The sequence below is a fragment of the Streptomyces tubercidicus genome (genome assembly GCF_027497495.1).
GTDB classification, from domain to species: Bacteria; Actinomycetota; Actinomycetes; order Streptomycetales; family Streptomycetaceae; genus Streptomyces; species Streptomyces tubercidicus.
This window is the reverse complement of sequence record NZ_CP114205.1, coordinates 8036793-8053776: the sequence shown is the minus strand read 5'-3', so window position 1 is coordinate 8053776 and position 16984 is coordinate 8036793. Positions and strand designations below refer to the sequence as shown.

17 protein-coding genes are annotated in these 16984 nt (G+C 70.7%); 5 read left to right on the top strand and 12 right to left on the bottom strand.

What is annotated here, in order from left to right:
• Positions 1 to 21: 21 nt before the first annotated feature.
• On the top strand, positions 22 to 891 hold the full coding sequence (locus STRTU_RS34825) for a CAP domain-containing protein (RefSeq protein ID WP_246241624.1): 870 nt from the start codon (positions 22 to 24) through the stop codon (positions 889 to 891).
• Positions 892 to 975: 84 nt separating this feature from the next.
• Here the strand turns inward: STRTU_RS34825 and STRTU_RS34820 are convergent, their stop codons facing one another.
• The gene (locus STRTU_RS34820; protein WP_159749309.1) at positions 976 to 1782 is read right to left on the bottom strand and encodes an alpha/beta hydrolase; all 807 of its coding nucleotides are present in this window, start codon (positions 1780 to 1782) and stop codon (positions 976 to 978) included.
• A 171-nt stretch (positions 1783 to 1953) separates the two neighbouring features.
• Here STRTU_RS34820 and STRTU_RS34815 point away from each other — a divergent pair, with 171 nt between their 5' ends.
• Entirely contained in the window at positions 1954 to 2463 is a 510-nt protein-coding gene (locus tag STRTU_RS34815; protein WP_159749307.1) for a MarR family winged helix-turn-helix transcriptional regulator, read from the top strand.
• 18 nt (positions 2464 to 2481) lie between these two features.
• Here STRTU_RS34815 and STRTU_RS34810 read toward each other — a convergent pair whose 3' ends face one another.
• The 8 genes from STRTU_RS34810 to STRTU_RS34775 form a co-directional block, all read right to left on the bottom strand.
• Positions 2482 to 3744, bottom strand: coding sequence for an amidohydrolase family protein (locus tag STRTU_RS34810; RefSeq protein ID WP_159749305.1), 1263 nt, complete (start codon positions 3742 to 3744; stop codon positions 2482 to 2484).
• Positions 3741 to 4268: a nuclear transport factor 2 family protein gene (locus STRTU_RS34805; protein ID WP_159749303.1), complete on the bottom strand. Its 528-nt coding sequence runs from the start codon at positions 4266 to 4268 to the stop codon at positions 3741 to 3743. The genes STRTU_RS34810 and STRTU_RS34805 overlap by 4 nt, the downstream gene beginning before the upstream one ends.
• Before the next feature lie 76 nt (positions 4269 to 4344).
• Positions 4345 to 5022: an O-methyltransferase gene (locus STRTU_RS34800; RefSeq protein ID WP_159749301.1), complete on the bottom strand. Its 678-nt coding sequence runs from the start codon at positions 5020 to 5022 to the stop codon at positions 4345 to 4347.
• Positions 5019 to 5960, bottom strand: a complete 942-nt coding sequence (locus tag STRTU_RS34795; protein WP_159749299.1) for a TauD/TfdA family dioxygenase — start codon at positions 5958 to 5960, stop codon at positions 5019 to 5021. The genes STRTU_RS34800 and STRTU_RS34795 overlap by 4 nt, the downstream gene beginning before the upstream one ends.
• Complete coding sequence (locus tag STRTU_RS34790) at positions 5957 to 7528, bottom strand: AMP-binding protein (protein ID WP_159749297.1); 1572 nt, start codon at positions 7526 to 7528, stop codon at positions 5957 to 5959. The genes STRTU_RS34795 and STRTU_RS34790 overlap by 4 nt, the downstream gene beginning before the upstream one ends.
• Entirely contained in the window at positions 7515 to 8165 is a 651-nt protein-coding gene (locus STRTU_RS34785; protein ID WP_159749295.1) for a thermostable hemolysin, read from the bottom strand. Before STRTU_RS34785 ends, STRTU_RS34790 begins: the two co-directional genes overlap by 14 nt.
• A 29-nt stretch (positions 8166 to 8194) precedes the next feature.
• Entirely contained in the window at positions 8195 to 9199 is a 1005-nt protein-coding gene (locus tag STRTU_RS34780) for a methyltransferase (RefSeq protein WP_159749293.1), read from the bottom strand.
• A gap of 722 nt (positions 9200 to 9921) precedes the next feature.
• Positions 9922 to 10533 carry a flavodoxin family protein gene (locus STRTU_RS34775; protein ID WP_159749291.1) on the bottom strand — a complete coding sequence of 204 codons (612 nt, stop codon included), beginning with the start codon at positions 10531 to 10533 and terminating at the stop codon, positions 9922 to 9924.
• Between the two features lie 510 nt (positions 10534 to 11043).
• Between STRTU_RS34775 and STRTU_RS34770 the strand changes: the two genes are divergently transcribed.
• Positions 11044 to 11349: a hypothetical protein gene (locus STRTU_RS34770; protein ID WP_159749289.1), complete on the top strand. Its 306-nt coding sequence runs from the start codon at positions 11044 to 11046 to the stop codon at positions 11347 to 11349.
• Between the two features lie 182 nt (positions 11350 to 11531).
• Here STRTU_RS34770 and STRTU_RS34765 read toward each other — a convergent pair whose 3' ends face one another.
• Positions 11532 to 11930, bottom strand: a complete 399-nt coding sequence (locus STRTU_RS34765) for a DUF3662 domain-containing protein (RefSeq protein WP_159749287.1) — start codon at positions 11928 to 11930, stop codon at positions 11532 to 11534.
• A 153-nt stretch (positions 11931 to 12083) separates the two neighbouring features.
• Here STRTU_RS34765 and STRTU_RS34760 point away from each other — a divergent pair, with 153 nt between their 5' ends.
• A complete protein-coding gene (locus STRTU_RS34760; protein ID WP_246241709.1) occupies positions 12084 to 12650 on the top strand; it encodes a GNAT family N-acetyltransferase in 567 nt (188 codons plus the stop codon).
• Positions 12651 to 12976: 326 nt separating this feature from the next.
• Positions 12977 to 14185 carry an enoyl-[acyl-carrier-protein] reductase FabV gene (fabV, locus tag STRTU_RS34755; RefSeq protein WP_159749282.1) on the top strand — a complete coding sequence of 403 codons (1209 nt, stop codon included), beginning with the start codon at positions 12977 to 12979 and terminating at the stop codon, positions 14183 to 14185.
• A gap of 338 nt (positions 14186 to 14523) precedes the next feature.
• Here fabV and STRTU_RS34750 read toward each other — a convergent pair whose 3' ends face one another.
• Positions 14524 to 14979, bottom strand: coding sequence for an ATP-binding protein (locus tag STRTU_RS34750; protein ID WP_159749280.1), 456 nt, complete (start codon positions 14977 to 14979; stop codon positions 14524 to 14526).
• A 527-nt stretch (positions 14980 to 15506) separates the two neighbouring features.
• Entirely contained in the window at positions 15507 to 16928 is a 1422-nt protein-coding gene (locus STRTU_RS34745; protein WP_159749278.1) for a purine-cytosine permease family protein, read from the bottom strand.
• Between the last annotated feature and the right edge of the window lie 56 nt (positions 16929 to 16984).

Below are 16984 nucleotides of genomic sequence, written 5' to 3'. Positions count from 1 at the left end.
TCCCCCACAGGAAACGGAACCATGAACAACGACCACCTTCAGACGGAGCGCCACGACGAGACTCCGGCCGGGCGCGGCCGCACGGGAGGCCGGCACGGGCGGACCGGCGGCCAGCACCGCGGCGGCAGCGCTCCCCGGCGCAGGGCCACCCTGCTGGCGGTGGCGGCCGTGGTCACCGTGGGCGGCGCGTCCGTGGTGCTGCTGCGCCCCGACTCCGGAACCGACCGTGCGCTCGCGGCCGATCCGTCCGGAGCGTCGGCCCCCGCGGCGACCGTCTCGGGTTCCCCGACGCCGGACACCTCGCCCTCGGCCAAGCCCCGTAAGCCCTCTGCGTCGCCGTCCAAGGCCAAGAAGCACGTCAAACGGCACGCTTCTCCCCGGCCGAAGGCCAGCCGCACCGCAAGCGGTACGGAGAGCACCAAGCGCACGGCGCCCCGTACGCCGCACGTCGACTCCGGAACGGGCGCCAACACGCCGAGCGGCGGGCAGGCCGCGACGGGCACCGCCGCGCAGTTCGCGCAGAAGGTCGTCGAGCTGGTCAACGCCCAGCGGGCGCAGCACGGTTGTGGCCCGCTCACCGTCGATGCCCGAATACAGCGCGCGGCGCAGGCCCACTCGGACGACATGGCCGCCCGCAACTTCTACGATCACGTCACCCCGGAAGGCGTCGACCCCGGTACCCGGATGACCAAGGCCGGGTACTCCTGGGGCAGTTACGCCGAGAACATCTTCAAGAGCCCCAAGGACCCGGCCACGGCGGTGGACGGCTGGATGAAGAGCCCGGGGCACCGCGCCAACATCCTCAACTGCTCCTACAAGGACACCGGAGTGGGCGTCAACATGAGCGGCAACGGCCCCTGGTGGACACAGGACTTCGGCACCCAGCGCTGACGCGGCGGGCGTTCCCAGTGGTGCGGGCCGGAGCTGGCCCGCACCACTGGGCCCCGCGCCACTGGGTCCCGCCGCGCCGAAAACTCAGCTGTCAGCCGGGGCGAAGGTCCGGTCGAGGAAACCATCGAGGCTGCGGCGGGCCGCCGCCCCGTGTGGGCCGGCGAAGATCTCGGCGGCGTGGCGCTTGCCGGGCAGGACCGTGACCTCGGCCATGGGGAAGCTGTGGGCGACCTCGCGCAGCCGCCCCTCGTCGGAGAGCGGATCGTCGGCGGTGCCCAGGAGCAGCAGTTCACCCTCGTACGACGTGCCGTTTCCGGCGGAGTAGCCGCCCAGCGAGGCGAGTGGGCTGATGCCGGCGACGCCGGCCGGGCGGTCGGTGCGGTCTGTCAGCATGCCGAGCATCAGCGTGCCGCCCATGCACCCGCCCACCCATGCCACGTTCTCGGCGCCGCGCGAGCGCAGCAGCCGGGTCGCTTCGGAGATGGTCCGGCGACGGTCCGTACCCCAGTCGAGGGTGACCACGTGATAGCCGTCGGCGGCGAGCCGCTTGGCCTCGGCCGCCCATTCACAGGCATCGCCCCAGGAGATGGGGGCGAAGACCACCCCGCGGGGACCGGAGCCCAGGGAGACCAGACGGCCCCCGGAGGAACCGGGCGGGCGGTACGCGGTGGCGCCTCGTACGCCGTGGAAGCACGACGGCAGCCGGTCCGGTGTGGCGCTGAACTCTCGCACGGCGGTGGTTCCTTCCTGGGCGGAGCGACGGTTTTCCGCCATTGCGCTCCCCTGTGGGGCCGTTTCCGCGTCCCGGCCGGCACAGGCGGTGGCGCTGGTCAGGGCCAGAAACAGGACCGCCGTCATGGCCAGGGCACGCCTCGGCTCACGTGTGAACATGAGAGAAGCATAGAGAGAAAGCATTGGGAAAAGCTATATTGAAAGATAGATGGAAAGCTTTTCACAGCGTCCACATCTGGCAACCACCCAGTCTCCCCAGGTCAGAACGTGCCTGTACGGAGGGTGGGATATCTTTGTACTGAGCATCGGGTAGAGGGAAGGCGGGTCACGGTGGAGCCTGACCACGTAGACGAGATCATCTCGGCATGGGAACACGAACTGCCCGAAATCGCCGGTCTCCCCCTGGAACTGGCCAAAAGGACCGCCCTGTTGGTTTCGGCCTTCGATATCGCGGCCGGCGCCGAGCTGGAGAAACTCGGGCTCACTCAGGCCGAGTACGGGGTACTCGCCACCCTCCGGCGGATCGGCGCCCCCTACCGTCTCAAGCCGACGGAACTCACCCACGCTCTGCTGCTGTCCTCCGGTGGGACCAGCAATGTCATCAAGCGCCTCGTGGCCGCCGGCCATGTCACCCGCGCGGCGGCCGAGGACGATGCGCGCAGCAGCTGGGTGCAGCTCACACCGAGCGGGGTGGAGACGGCCGAGGCGGCGGTGCGCGCCACCACCGCCGTGCACGCCCGGCTCGTCGGCCGTATTCCGGAACCCACCGCGAAGGCCCTCAGCGAACAGCTGCGCATCGCGCTGGCCGCCATCGAGGAGGGTGTGCTGATCCGCCGCTGACGCGGGGCACACCCCACCTCAGCGATCGGCCAGCCGGTCCCGCACCTCTTCCGCCCGTGCCAGCAGCCGCGGCAGCCCCGCGTACCGCAGCCGTCCCGCGCGCTTGACGATCCGTCCGGCGACCAGCACGGTGTCGACATCGGCGCGGTCCATCGACGACACGACGGCCGCGGTGGCGTCGTGCAGCGGCGCCACTCCCGGGCGATCGGTCCGCAGCACGAGCAGATCGGCCTGCTTTCCCGGGGTGAGGGAGCCGATCAGGTCCGCCATCCCGAGCGCCTCGGCGCCGCCGAGCGTCGCGAACTCCAACACCTCCCGGGCCGTGAGCAGCGGCGCCTCCGGGTCGGTGTGGCCTTGCAGCGCGGCGAAGCGCCCGATCTGGAAGGCGGCCCGCATCTGCGTGAACATATCGCTCGGCGCGGCGACTTCGACATCGACGCTGAGGCTGGGACGCAGCCCGGCGGCCGCCGCCGCGGCGAACGGCGGCAGACCGTGCCCCATCGTCATCTCGATGGCGGGCGCGACCGACAGCGCCCCACCACTGTCGTGGATCAGCTCCAGCTCACCGGCCGCCATGCCGGTGCCGTGGATGAACACCGTCCCGGGGCGCAGTACGCCGAGGCGGCGCAGCCGGGAGACGGGACTGCCGCCGCGGACGTGCAGCGCGGTCGGCACATCGAGTTCACGGGCCAGGGCCCAGCTGCTCCGGGTGCCCTCGTCGCTGCCGAACTCGGCGTTCAGCGCCATGGTCACCAGGCCGTCCTTGCCGTGCAGCCGGCCGCTGCGGATGCGGCGGGCGTCCTGGGGCGTGCCGTGTCCGTAGGCGAAGACGCTGCGCAGCCCGGATTCGGTGAGCGCGTCGAGCAGGGCGTCGGTGTGCTCCTCGGTCGGCTTGGCGACATTGGAGATGTCCTGGACGGTGGTCACTCCGGCGTCCAGGGCCCCCAGGGCGCTCAGCAGATTGCCCAGGTGGAGGTCGTCGGCGGTGAGCCGGGGCGCCAGGGTGTGCAGTACGGTCGCGAAATACTGGTCGAGCGTCTGGTCGGCGCCGCTGCCGCGCAGCGCCGCCTGCCACATGTGCCGGTGGGTGTCGACGAAGCCGGGGAGCACCAGGCAGCCCCGGGCGTCGATCCGCTCGTCCGCGGCCGCGGGGTCGATATCCGGGCGTACCTCGGCGATCCGGCCGTCCGCCACCAGGATGTCGGCGGACGGCAGTTCCCCGAGGGCCGGGTCCATGGTGAGGACCCGGCCTCCGGTGACGAGCAGGCGTGCGGTGGTCATGCCGTGCCCCACCCCTGGGGCGGTGCCAGGCGGCCCATCTGCAGGTTCCAGTATTCGGTGTTGCGGTGGCAGCGGCCGTCGGGGGCGAAGGTCAGGAAGTTGGTCTCCAGGAAGGTGACCCAGTGGTCGCCGTCGGGGTTGATGGCCGGGGCCCGGAGGGTGACCCAGAGTTCGACGGCCGCCCGGTTGCCGGTGACGACCGGGGTGCCGTGACGGCCGGTCATCTCGCTCTGGCCCGCGGTGATCTCGCGCCAGTAGCGGCCGATGGCCTCGCGGCCGCGGAAGGTCTGGGCGGATACACCGGGGACCGCCTCGTACACGGCGTCCGGGGTGAAGAGCCGGACCGCGGCCTTGTCGTTCTTGGTCCGCCAGGCTTCAAGATAGGCGTCGGTCCAGCTCGACACCTGGGCGGCGGTGAGCCGGTCGGATCGTTCGTCGGCCTGTGCGGCCGGTGCCACGGCCGCCAGGGGCAGCGCGGCGACGCCGGCGCGGAGCAGGGTACGGCGGTGGGTACGGGGGTTCACAGGTGTTCGGTGCCCTTTCCGTGCGTACGGGGTGCGGTGGCCGGGGGCGGCTTCGGGAAGCCGGTCCGGACCGGTGTCATGCGGCGTCCTGGAGGCGGACGGAGAATTCGATGCCGTCGCCCAGCGGAAGCTGCTGGGAGAGATAGCCGTTCCCGGCGGTGCGGACATGGTCGGTGAACTCGGGGGGCAGCATCGGCAGGTTGTCGGAGACGATCAGGCCGCCGGAGCGCAGTGCGGGTTCGAGCAGCTTGAGGACCGGGAGGTAGAGCTCCTTCCAGCCGTCCAGCAGCAGCAGATCCACCGGCCCGGGGAGCGTGCCGAGCTCCTCCCGGGCGTCGCCGGTCCTGATCTCGGCGTAGGCGGCGAGCCCGGCGCGCTCCAGGTGGCTGCGGGCCCGGTCGGCCTTGCCCGGGTGCAGCTCCGAGCCGATGATGCGGCCGGATCCGTTGTCGCGCAGGGCGGCCGCCGCATAGATCGTCGAGGCGCCGAAGGAGGTGCCGAACTCCACCACGAGGGCCGGGCGCAGGCTCCGGATGAGCTGGTAGAGGAAGGTGCCGACCTGCGGGTGTACGGGCAGCGCGGCCTGGGCGCACAGCTCGGCCGCCTCCTGGGCGGTGGGCGGCTGCGGCCAGTCGGCCGCGGTGGCGTAGGCACGCTTCATGACGTCCGGGTCGTTGCGCTCGGCCGTCCGGGCGATCTCGTCCAGGACGGCACCGACACGCTCGTCGGTGAGTCCGGTGGCGGCGGTGGTCATCCCTGTGCCCTCCCGTCCCGCACGGCGGCCAGCAGCGCGGGGTCGAGGTAGCTCTGCGCGTTGTAGATGGTGCGGTCGGTGTCGAGTATCTCGCGCCGGCCGTGCATCACCCGGGTGTTGTCGATCAGGGCCACGTCGCCGTCCCGCCAGTCCAGCTCCTCGGTCAGCTCCTCGGTCAGGCGGCGGAATTCGCTGAGGAGTTCTTCGGGGATCTCGGTGCCGTCGGCGAAGGTGATGCGGGGAGCCTCGTAGTTGTACGACGGGCCGAAGACACTGTTGGCCCAGGAGAGCCGGCTGCCGAAGAGCGTGGGGTGGACGGCACCGATGCGGTACGCGTAGTGGATGGAGCCGTCGTCGTTGAGCTGGAGGGTGGTGGACACACTGCCGCCCACCAGGTCCTTCATATCGGCGAAGGTGATGTCGTCGAGCTTCTTGCGGCCTTCCGTCTGGTGGGAGACGAACGCCTTCCACTTGGGCTCCTCCACCCGGCGGCTGTACATGATGTCCTTGACGCCGAAGACCTCGCGGGCGGTGTCACTCGCCGCGTCCCAGACCCGGTAGCCGTCGCAGACGGTGGTCTGGGAGCCGCTGGCGGCGGCCTTCTCGCACAGGAACCACGTCAGGTCGGGGCCGAAGGGGCTGTTGCCGTTCTCCAGATGGAGGCCGACGGCGACGGTGCCCGCGTCCACCTTCTGGGCGACCTCACCGCCGTGGAAGGAGCGCGCCGGGTCGAGGGTGATCCGGCTGGAGTGTGCCTTCACGAAGGAGGTGAACTCCTCCAGGTCGGTGCGGAAGCCCCGGAACAGCAGAAAGCCGGCGTCGGCGAGCAGCCCGGTGACCCAGGCCGGGTCCAGTGCGCCGAGCGACCTGTCCCCGACGGGCAGGATGAGCCGGCCGGTGGCGGCCCCGTAGGGCTCGACGTCAGCGATCGTGGTCATGCGTCTGCTCCTTGGTGGTCGTACAGCGTTCCGTTGGACAGGGCGGTGCGGATGGCTGCCCGCATGGGCCTTCCGGTGACGGTGAAGAACCGGCGGTAGAGGCGCTCATCGGCGACGGTGAGGTGCGGTACGGCGATCCGCTCCACCTCGGAGAGGTGCGCTTCACCGAACTCCCGGACGGCCGCTTCGGCCGCCGCGAGGTCGGTGGACTCCTTGACGAGGAAGAGTCCGTGGAGGGCGGTGAGTCCGTCACCGATCACGGCGACGGCGCGGACGAACGGGAGTTGGGCATACTGCGCCTCGACCCACTCGGGGGCCACATTGCGTCCGGCCGCGGTGATGATGACGTTCTTCTTGCGTCCGGTGATGCTGATGAAACCGTCCTCGTCGATCCGGGCCAGATCGCCGGTCCGGAGCCAGCCGTCGGCGTCGAGGACCAGGCTGGAGGGGTCGTCGCGGGTGTAGCCGGCGAACAACGAGGTGCTGTTGACCAGGAGTTCGCCGTCGTCCGCGGTGCGGACGCGGACATGGGGCAGCGCCCGGCCCACGGTGCCCAGCCGGCGCGCGTCCGGGGTGTTCCAACTGACCACGGAGCTGTTCTCGGAGAGCCCGTAGCCCTCGTGCACGGGGAGCCCGTGGTCCTCCAGCCGTCGCAGCAGCTCGGGGTGCACGGGCGCCCCGCCGCAGCAGATGAGCGGCGCGCCGGGGGTGCCGAACAGGGCCGGTGCGACCGTGCGTCCGCCCGCCACGGCCTCGTCCGCGGCGGTGGCGAAGGCGTCGACGAGCGCGGGCGTGGCGACCATCGCGGTCGGACGGGCGGCCGTCACATACGGCATGGCATCGGCGGGGGCCGCCGCGGCGGTGCCGACCAGGGCCCTGCCGGGCGGCATCAGGACCAGCGTCCCGCCGTCGAGCAGGACCATATAGAGCCCGGTGACCTGCTCGATGAGCAGGCTGAACGGGACGACGGAGAGATAGCGGGAGAAGGCCCCGTCGGGCATCACCGACCGCAGTGAGCCCAGCAGTTCGTTCAGGGCCGCCGCCCGGATCCGTACGCCTTTGGGGCGTGAGGTCGTCCCGGAGGTGTGGATGGTCTTGCATTCCCAGTCCGCTCCCCCGGCCCCGACCGGCGGCAGTACCAGGGGTGCGGACGGCACCGGCCCGTCCGTGGACAGCGGCAGCACCGTGCAGTCCGGGCGCAGGACCCGGTCCCGGCCCCACTGGGTCAGCCGCTCCTGCCCGGCGGCATCCACCACGCACAGATCGGTCTCCGCCAGCAGACCGGCTGCCTGCTCGGCGGAGAAGGCCAGCGGGACCGGCACCTCAGTGGCCCGCGCGGCGATCAGCCCGAGGTCGGCGACCACGAATTCGGGGGTGTTGCCGCAGACCACGCCGACGCGCAGCGGCCGGCCCTCGCGCGGGCCGATCCGCTCCGCGAGGTCCGCGGCCCGGCGCGTCACCTCCTGGTAGCTGAGGGTCCTGGCCGGGGCACCGTCCTCCCCCAGCACCTCGATCAGCGGGCGCGCCGAGTCACCGAACCGGACCAGGCTCTGCTCAATGCCCAGCATGACCGGCCACCTCCATGGCACTGATGCTCAGTTGGAGATCGGTGACGGAGTAGCGCCCGGTGGCGTCGGAGAAGAGCCGGTCCAGGGCGTTCAGCGGGATGACGCCGACCTGCGGCTCCTGGTCGTAGTACGTGCCCCAGCGTGCCGCCTCGTCGGGGGTCAGCCGGCGCGGGTCGGCCGGGCCGAACGGCACGAAGGAGATGCCGGTGCGCTCCAGCGTCGTGATGAGGCTCCGGGTGGCCGTGCACAGGATGTACTCCATGCCCAGGCACCAGGCGATGATCGGGGTGGCTCTGATCAGTTCGCGGCCGACCGAGGCGCGGCGGGTGGCCAGTGCCCCCACTTCCACCACCCGCCTGCGGTCGACCGAGGCTCCGAGACGGGCCAGTGCGGCGTCCTCGACGCCGGTTTCGAGGTACCGCTCGGAGAACAGTTCCTGGTCTCTGCCGAAGGTGAGCCCCGCGCAGGCCAGTGGCGCGCAGGGCTCCTCCGCCGCGCCGCAGGCCGGCCGGGCCACGATGAACGAGTCGGGCCGGGGCGCCACATCGGCGCCGTATGCCTGGGCGTACACCTCACGAGCGAGGTCCGCGGCGTCCAGCCATGAGCTGGTCGACCGGTGTGCCAGATCGATCTGCACGGTGCTCCCCCCTTCCCCGGCTGCCGGCTTTACTTGGTGCCGACGACCAGAGACACGGATGAGGGCAGCGCGATGCGCTCAACGGACTTCAGCCCCGCGTCGCTGAGCCAGCCGGAGATCTCCGGCAGGCTGTAGGTGCGGTCGCCGGAGCAGGCGTACATGGCCAGCGAGAACGCCGCGTTGTGCTCGTCGAGCTGCTCGCCGCGTACATCTTCGAGGACCACGATCCGGCCGCCGGGGCGCAGTGCCTTGGCGGCCCGCGCGATCAGGTCCCGGTTCTCCTCGTCGGTGTGGTTGTGCACGATCTCGAAGAGGAAGACCACGTCGTATCCGGTGCCCAGGTCGCCGCTGAGGAAGCTGCCGCGCTGCAGGGTGATCCGGTCGGCCAGGCCCGCCTTCTCGATCGCGGCGCCGGTGTCGGCGAGCGCCTCGGGCAGGTCGAGGATGGTGGCGGAGAGCTCGGGGTGCCGCTCGCACATGGCCATGGAGTGCAGACCGTGCGAGCCGCCCAGGTCGAGGAGGCGCCGCGCCCCTTCGGGCAGCGGGACGGCTTCGACGATGGGCTGCACGGTCAGGCGCGACTTGACCCGCATGTACGCGGAGAAGTCCCGCCCGGCCTCGGGGTTGTCGGCCCAGCGGTCCCAGAGGGACTGGGCGGGCTTGCCGTCCCGGACGGCCTGCGGGAGTTCCCACATCACATTGGTGAGTTCGTACGCCCACAGCAGCGCCGGGGTGAAGTCGTACTCGGCGTTCTTGCCCAGCCAGCGTTCGGCGAGCGGGCCGTTGCGGTAGCGCCCGCCCTCCAGGGTCAGCCAGCCGAGGACGGCGGCGACGTCGGCCACCGCGCGGGTGCCGTCCTTGCTCGCGCCGATCGCGTCGGCCAGCTCGTCGAGGGTCTTGGCGCCGCCCTCCTCCAGGGTCCGGAAGATGCCGAGCTTGGCGGCGGAAGTGAGCGCCGCATAGCGGATGGTGGAGCCGATCACCTCATCGATCGGGTTGCCCGCCAGTTCGGCGTCGGTGGTGGTCTTGAACATGGCTGATCTCCTCGGGATGGCAGGGAACGGCCACGCAGCAGGCGCGCGGCCAGGACATGCCGTGCACGCGACGGCCGCGGGCACGGTGAAGTTGTGGGACTGCCGAACGGGGACGAACTTCAGCCGGCCGTGACCGGTGGGAGCCGCTGCGCCCGGGGGCGCGCCGGCCCCGGCTGCGCCACAGGGGCGAGCGGGAGAGGTGCCAGGCCATGGCGGCCGTGGACGAGGAAGGCGGCGCGGAGGCCGTGCGGCGAGGTCATGGCCGCCCGGGACATGCCGGACGCGGCTGGCGCCGGGCAGAGTCCGCCCAGGGCCGGTCCCGGAAGGAGAGCGCGGACCGCCGCTCCCGCCCGCAGGGGGCGGCTGACGGCCCGTTTGCCCGACGGACCGGTCGTCGGGGCCGCCGCTGCCGGGGTTGCCGGACGGAGGGCGGCCCCGGGTGGGCTGGAGCCCGAAGAGCCCGCGGTGGAGGGCTGCGATACGGAAGGAGCGGGCCGGGCCGCCCGAAGGGGCGCCGGGGGCGTGCCCGGCCATGGTGCCCGCGCCCCCACGACGCGGGCCGCCTCGGCCCCGGCCCTCGCCGCCCTGATGAGTGGATGTCGGCTGAACCTGCCGTGGTGTACCCCCGCGGACGAAGCGTCCGCATGGGACACCGCCGGCTCCTGACGGCTGTGCATCGGGTCCCCCCCGGTCGCAGCTGCCTCAGTGCGGCGCACCGAACGTCAGGCGGACACCTCGTCGAATCCGACGGCCGCGCGTCCCGCGCGGTGGATGTGGGCGGTCTCGGCGATCCGGCGGCCGAGTGCCTCGGCGGTGCGCAGGTCGCTGGCGCAGGGGGTGACGTCCGCACCCTCGTCGTTGTTCGACTGGGACATGGCGCCCAGCCAGCTGCCGAGCCGGTTGAGGTCCTCGGGGCTGCCGGAGGAGGTGTTCCAGCCGCCGTACTCGGCGAGGCCGACCCAGACCATGCCGTGCTGGGCGGCGAACAGCGCGATGTCGATCAGCGCGTTGAGCTTGTCGCCCGCCATGTTGCCGCTGTTGGTGAAGCCGCCCGCGATCTTGTTCTTCCAGCGCATGTTGTCGCCCCAGACCGCGCTGGTGGCCTCGACGAACGCGCGGAATACGGCGCTGCTGCCGCCCATGTAGGTCGGCGTGCCGAAGATGAGGGCGTCGGACTCCTGAAGCACCTCCCACAGCTCGTCGTTCAGCTCGGCGAGCGAGACCAGGCGCACCTGAGTGTCGGGGACCTTCTCCGCGCCGGCCGCGACGGCCGCCGCCTGCTTTGCGGTGTGGCCGTACCCACTGTGGTACGCCACCGCAACCTTGATCTGCATACTTCTCCCCCACCCGGGACCGAGATGATGTTTTAGCTTTCACTAAAGCTGTCCAGAAAGCTTTAGGTGCTGGTTACGCTATCCATGCCCGCACTTCCAAGGCAAGCGTCTCCGGCCAACACCCCGAAAAGAACAGGTAAATCCGCAGGTAGGGACAGATCGCCCGATCACCCCCACACCTCCCGACACCTGGACACCACGCCGGACACCCCGTCATCCCGGCCACTTCGGCGCCCATTTCAGGACGGGGGCGAAATCGGGCGCCGGGGCACACTTCCCTACCAGGCACACGGGGGCGGACGCAGCGAGGTGACTAAGCCTGACTGCTCGTCAAATCCCTTTTCGGACAGGCCACTTCAGACCGGCGGGCGCGATGGACGCACCTCACCCAGCCTCGCAATGAACATGTGACGCACGTCACATGATGGGGTGTCATACATCGACGGGGCGTCAGCCGTGTGCAGGGTGACGGGCCCGCAAGGGGCCCTGACTACGGGGAAAGGACAACACATGCGTAACAGGCGAATTCTCAGCGCCGCGATCACCGCCGCCGCGCTCACGGTCATCGGACTGGGTGGTGCCGCCCAGGCCCACGCCGCCACCGGGACCGAGGCCGCCGCACCGGCCGCCTCCTCCACGCAGCACCAGGTCAGGCCGATGGACGGCCCTCCCGGAACCGTGTGGACCGGTAAGAAGTTCTGGACCCTCAGCGGCTGCCAGGAGGCCGGCACCGACCTGGTCAGCAGCGGCAAGTGGGCCGACCCCTTCTGTGACGGCACGGGGCTCAAGTACGACCTGTGGGCCCGCCCGCTGTAAACCCTCCGCGGTCGCCGGTAGTTCACCGGTAGCTGCCAGTGGTAACCCCGAGCAGGGCGGCCCGTCCCCGCGCACATCCGCGGTCACGCGGGGACGGCCGTCCCGCCGGTCACGCAACACACAAGGCGTCCTGGGGGCCTGCCCGGCCCGCCCCTCTGCTGCCGGATGGCAGGCTTCCCCGTTCAGGCCCCCCGGGGACCCGCCGCAACGGCGGGGATATGGGCGAGGGCCGCGCTCGAAATGCGGTACCGGCCGTTCGGCACCTCGGCCGTGGTGACATGGACGGTGAGTGGGCCCGCCCATTCGTAGCCGCGGTCGGCGGCGTGCCGGGCCAGAACATCGGTCAGTTGACGGCCCACCTCTCCGCCGCGGGCCGCCAGTACGTCGTGCACCTGCTCCGCGAGTTCCACGGTGTAGTCATTGGGCACCAGGACTCGGCTCTGGCTGCACACGATCGCGTGGTCGTCACACTCCCGCCGGAGCGCATCGAGCATCTGGACCGGGTCGGTTCGGAAGATCTTGGCCACCAGTGCGCTCTCGCAGTCCTCCACCACGCGCTCCCAACGCCTCAATATTCCCATGGTGGTTCACCTGCCCCGGGAGTAACCGCCACATGCAGGCATCATGCGGTCCACAAGGACTGTGGGCGACCGGTGCTGTGCGGCCCGGCGTCCCGGTCGCAAAACGCCTTGGCCGCTGTCGTACGGGCCCGTCACAATGGACTGGTGCCGATCATGACGTTCCCGGAATCCGATACCCCGCCCGCACTGCGGACGCAGGTCTCCGAACTCCGGGACGAGGCATGGCCGCCGGACTCCGCGTCGGCGCCCGGCACCTTCGCCCACGACCCGGCGCTGCGGCCGGTGTCGATGCTGCTCGTGGACGGCGCCACGGTGCTCGCCGCGCTGGACATCCTCTTCAAGGAGATCGTCCACGCCGGTTCGCGGTTCCGGGCCGCGGGGCTGAGTACCGTCGTGACCCGTGGCACCGCCCGCGGACAGGGCCACGGCCGGCGTCTGGTGATCGCCGCCCGCGCGGCCATGGCCGCCATGGACCTGGATATCGGCCTGTTCACCTGCGACCGGCCGCTTCAGCCGTTCTACGAGAGTGCGGGCTGGCAGCTGCTGCCCGGTGCAGTGCTCATCGGCGGTACGCCCCTGGCCCCGTTCCCCAGCGACCGGCCCGGCTTCGACAAGGTCACCATGGCCGACTTCTTCTCGCCTCTCGGCCGGAGCCATCGTTCCTCGTTCCCGCACTCCCGGATCGAGGTGTACCCGGGCGAGACCGACAGGCTCTGGTGACGACGGCCGCCCGGGGGGGGCGGGCCGGTGGCGGCAAACGGGTGGCACCGGGTCAAGTCCCGCGTCAGCTAGGTCCCATGGTCGATGATGGGGGCAGCGGATGGTGCGCGTCGGCTCGGCCGGTGGGCCCGGGTCCGGGCGACGCGCCGGGCGTGGTCCGTAGCGCGCTCGTCGGCGGACTGAGGGAAATTCTCCAAAACCGCCCCCTCATTACTGTGTCCGCACAACTGATCATGGGATGGTGCTTGGTCGCAGACTTGCAGGGTGCGGGGCGTGCTTCGGTGCGGCCCGCCGCTTCCTCCGCGACGACCCGAAGGACGTGCCTCATGAGCGAACGAGTCATCACCCCGCGCAGCCGCGGCTTCCTCTTCCTCGACTCCCATCCGGCCGGCTGCGCACGTCTGGTACAGGAGATGTGGCAGGCCGTCCCCGCCGCCGAGGAGGCCCCGAGCAGCGCGCCGGTGGCGCTCGTCATCGGGTCCTCGGCGGGCTACGGGCTGGCCGCGACGATCGCGGGGCTCGCCCGGGTGGGCATCCGCGGCATCGGCGTCTGCTTCGAGAAGCCACCCACCGAGCGGCGCACCGCCACGGCCGGCTGGTACCGCACCGCCGCCACCGCTGAACTCGCCCGTAAGAACGGGCACGAGATGGTCTTCCTCAACGGCGACGCGTTCTCCGACGCGATGAAGGACGAGGTCGCGGAGCTGCTCCGGGAGCGCTTCGGCCGTCTGGACCATCTGGTCTACTCGGTCGCCGCACCGCGCCGTACCGACCCGGACACCGGTGCCACCTACGCCTCCGCCCTCAAGCCCATCGGGGAGTCGTACCGCACCAAGACCCTCGCCTTCGACAGCGAGGGGACGCCGGAGGTCAAGGAGGTGGAGACACAGCCGGCCACGGAGGACGACATCGCGCAGACCGTCGCGGTCATGGGCGGCGCGGACTGGGAGCGGTGGATCGACCACCTCGCCGACCGTGAGCTGCTCGCCGACGGATTCACCACTGCCGCCCTGTCCTACATCGGCTCCCCTCTGACGGACGGGATCTACCGGCAGGGCACGATCGGCGCCGCCAAGTCCCACCTCGAAGCGACCGCGCGTACGCTCAACGAGCGCCTGGAGAAGCTGGTCGGCGGCCGCGCGGTGACCTCGGTCAACGGCGCCGCGGTCACCCAGTCCTCCACTGCCATCCCCGGCATCGCGCTCTATGTGGGGTTGCTGCGCGGCGTCCTCGGCGACGCCATGGTGCCGCCGATCGCCCAGCTGACCGGCCTGTGGGACCAGCTCACCGGTGCCCGGCCGCTCGACGTCGACGACGACGGCCGGGTACGTCTGGACGCCTGGGAACTCAACAGCGCGGTCCAGGCCGCCGTCACCGAGCGGTGGGACACGGCCACCACCGAGAGCATCACCCGCCTCGCCGACCTCGATTGGTTCCACGCCGAGGTCCAGCGGCTCTACGGCTTCGCGGTACCGGGCATCGACTACTCGGCCCCGACCGCCACCCAGGTTCCCTGGCCGGACGCCGCCCCCTGACCGAACCCGGGAACAATGCCGCCGGACGGCCGCGGACGCAAAAAAAACAAACAACGGCATCGATTGGGCGTCACCGGACGGACGCGCACACGCTTCCGTCTCCGCCGGTTTGGTGGCGAGTAACTCGGTGAGCCGACCGGGCTGTTGACGGTGCCTCGGATTCGGCGGACTGCGCCACGCACAATAGATGTCGATTACACCGTCACGGAATTCGGGCAGTGGCTGGCGTCGTCCCCGCCAATTCCGGTTCGCCATATCCTCCGGGCCACCCCGCAGGGGTGGTGACAGGTATCACGGAGAAATGCACGACGGACGGTGCGCTCTCGGGTCGTGGCTCTTCAGTCACGGCCCGAGCGGCCACTGCCCGAGGTGTCCTGGCGGGATATGGCCGCCGTCACGGTTTTACCGGCCGGCTTGCTATGGACCTCCACGGTTGCCGCGAGGCGACACACCATCGACCATCCGAAGCCGCCGCCTTCTCCGGTCACATCCGGCGTACGGGGGCGCGGCAGAACGGGGCTGGAGTCGCCCACAGCGATCACGACCGACTCCGGGTCGGCGGTCAGCCGCAGAGTGCAGAGCTTGCCGCCTGCATGCCGAACGGCGTTGGTGACCAGTTCGGAGACGACCAGGATCACCGCGTCCCGGGCGTCCTTGTCCGGGGAGGGCTCAAGCCGCTCCAGGAACGTGGCCGCAATGTGCCGGGCGGGCCCGACCACTTCGGAATAGCAGTCCAGTTGAAGCTCCAGCACCGGCGACGCCGTGACCGTGCGCGGAGCCTCGGCGGTGCTCATGATAAAGCTCACCTCGTATCGCATCGACTTGCCTTCAGGCCGGAAAGCGTGCCCTCTTCCCCGGGTATCAACCACACATTTCCGAGTTCGGACGAAAATGTTTGTTCTTCGCAACCTCGGAATGATCGAACCCGCGTGTCCGAACCGCCACGGACAAGCGGAGTGCCGCGGCATCTCACCGGTCCGGGAGCCGCACGGTGAGCACGATGGCGCACCGCCATCAGCCCTTCCCTGCGATTCCGGCGCCGAAAATGATCAGTGCGGCAGCACCAGAAGAAGGGGAACCACAGTTGTCATCCTCCGGACAATCGCGTGCCCGTATCCGCAGCCGCCAACCGGATATCACCCCGGTTTGCTTCACGACCCGACGGGTAAAAGGGGCTGCATTCCTGCCGCCGCACCACCACGGCAGCGGTCATGCCGGCAGCGCTCGCCACGGCAGCGGCCAGACCCGCCTCCCGCGCGAGAAGCGCTCGCCCCAGGCACGCGCCCCACCGCGAGCCCGGCCAACCCACCGCGCGCCCGGCTCACCCACCCGTTCCCGGCGCAACCGCGACCGGCTCCGCCACCTCGGCCCTACCGCCCCCGCGCACCAAAAGCCGCAAAGGCGCATAGACCACCACAGAGACCAGAAAGGCAACGTAGTACGCGAAATCGGCACCATGCAGCGCGGCCGCGACCGGGCCGACGAACAGGGTGGTGTCCATGAAGGGCACGGCCGCGGCGAAGGCGACGACAAACGCGACACAAGCGGGCCACCAGGGCTGGGGCCGGCCGAACTCGGCCTCGACATCGATCGGAGTACCGCGCCGGGCCTTGGCGCGCAGCCGCGCGTCGACAAGCACGATGCCCACGAACCCGGGAATCCAGTAGCCGACGAACAGCAGCAGATTCTGGAAGCGGAGCGTGGTGTCCTCGGCGTGCAGCCAGAGGACGAGCAGAAAGCCGAGCACGGCGGCCGCCGCCGCGGCGAGCGGCCGGGGCACCCGTATGCCGGCCGTCTGAAGGGCCAGCGAGCCGCTGTAGTCGTTCATGGCGTTGCTGCACACCGCCGCGGCCGCGATGGCCAGCAGCCCGAAGGCACCGAGGGCGCCACCGCCCAGCAGCCCATGCACTCCGGCGGCGGTCTGGTCGGTGAACAGCTCGGCTCCCCACAGCCCCAGCGCCTGGACCCAGGCGAAGGAGAGCACCATGCCGAGCAGGGAGTACCCGAACATCCGGGGCCGGGACGTCGCCCGGGGCAGGTAGCGGCTGAAGTCCGAGGCGTAGGGCGCCCACGAGATGGCCAAGCTGAGCGCGATGGTGCTGGTCAGAACGAAGGCGCCGAGGCGATCGGCACCGTGCGCGGAGCCCTGGACGGGGAGCGGCACACCGGACAGCAGCTGCACGCTGAGGACCACGAACGCGGCGCCCAGCACGAACGTCATCACCGTCTGGAGCTGGTGGAGGGCCTCGTAGCCGAAGACACCGACGACCCCTTGGAGCAGCAGGATCACCAGGGCCCCCAACCAGAACGGCCAGCCGAGCAGCTGCGCCAGCGCCTCGCCACCGAAAAGGCCGATGAGCGCGTCCCAGGCCACGGAGGAGAGCCACTGCATGATGCCGGGCAGGGCCACCCCTCGCCCGAAGGCGAGCCGCGAGAGCGGCAGCTGACCGGTCCCGGTCTGACTGCCCCATGTGCCCAGGTATGCGGCCGGGACCGCACCGACGACCGTCCCGAGCACCATGGCGGTGAAGGCCGTCCAGAAGTCCAGCCCCAGCGAGACACCCACCGTGCCGGAGAACACTCCGGTCATGGTGAGGTTGGGGGCGAACCACACGGTGAAAAGGCGGGCAGCCTTTCCGTATCGGTTGCTTTCGGGCACCGGCCCGATTCCGTGCCGCTCGACCGCCAGGTCGCCGGGGCGGGCAGGCATCCGCCCTCGGAAGGCGGATTCTTCGATGGTCATGACTCTCCAGGCATCAACAGATCCGCCCTACGGTAAGACGGACAGCCGGCCCGCCC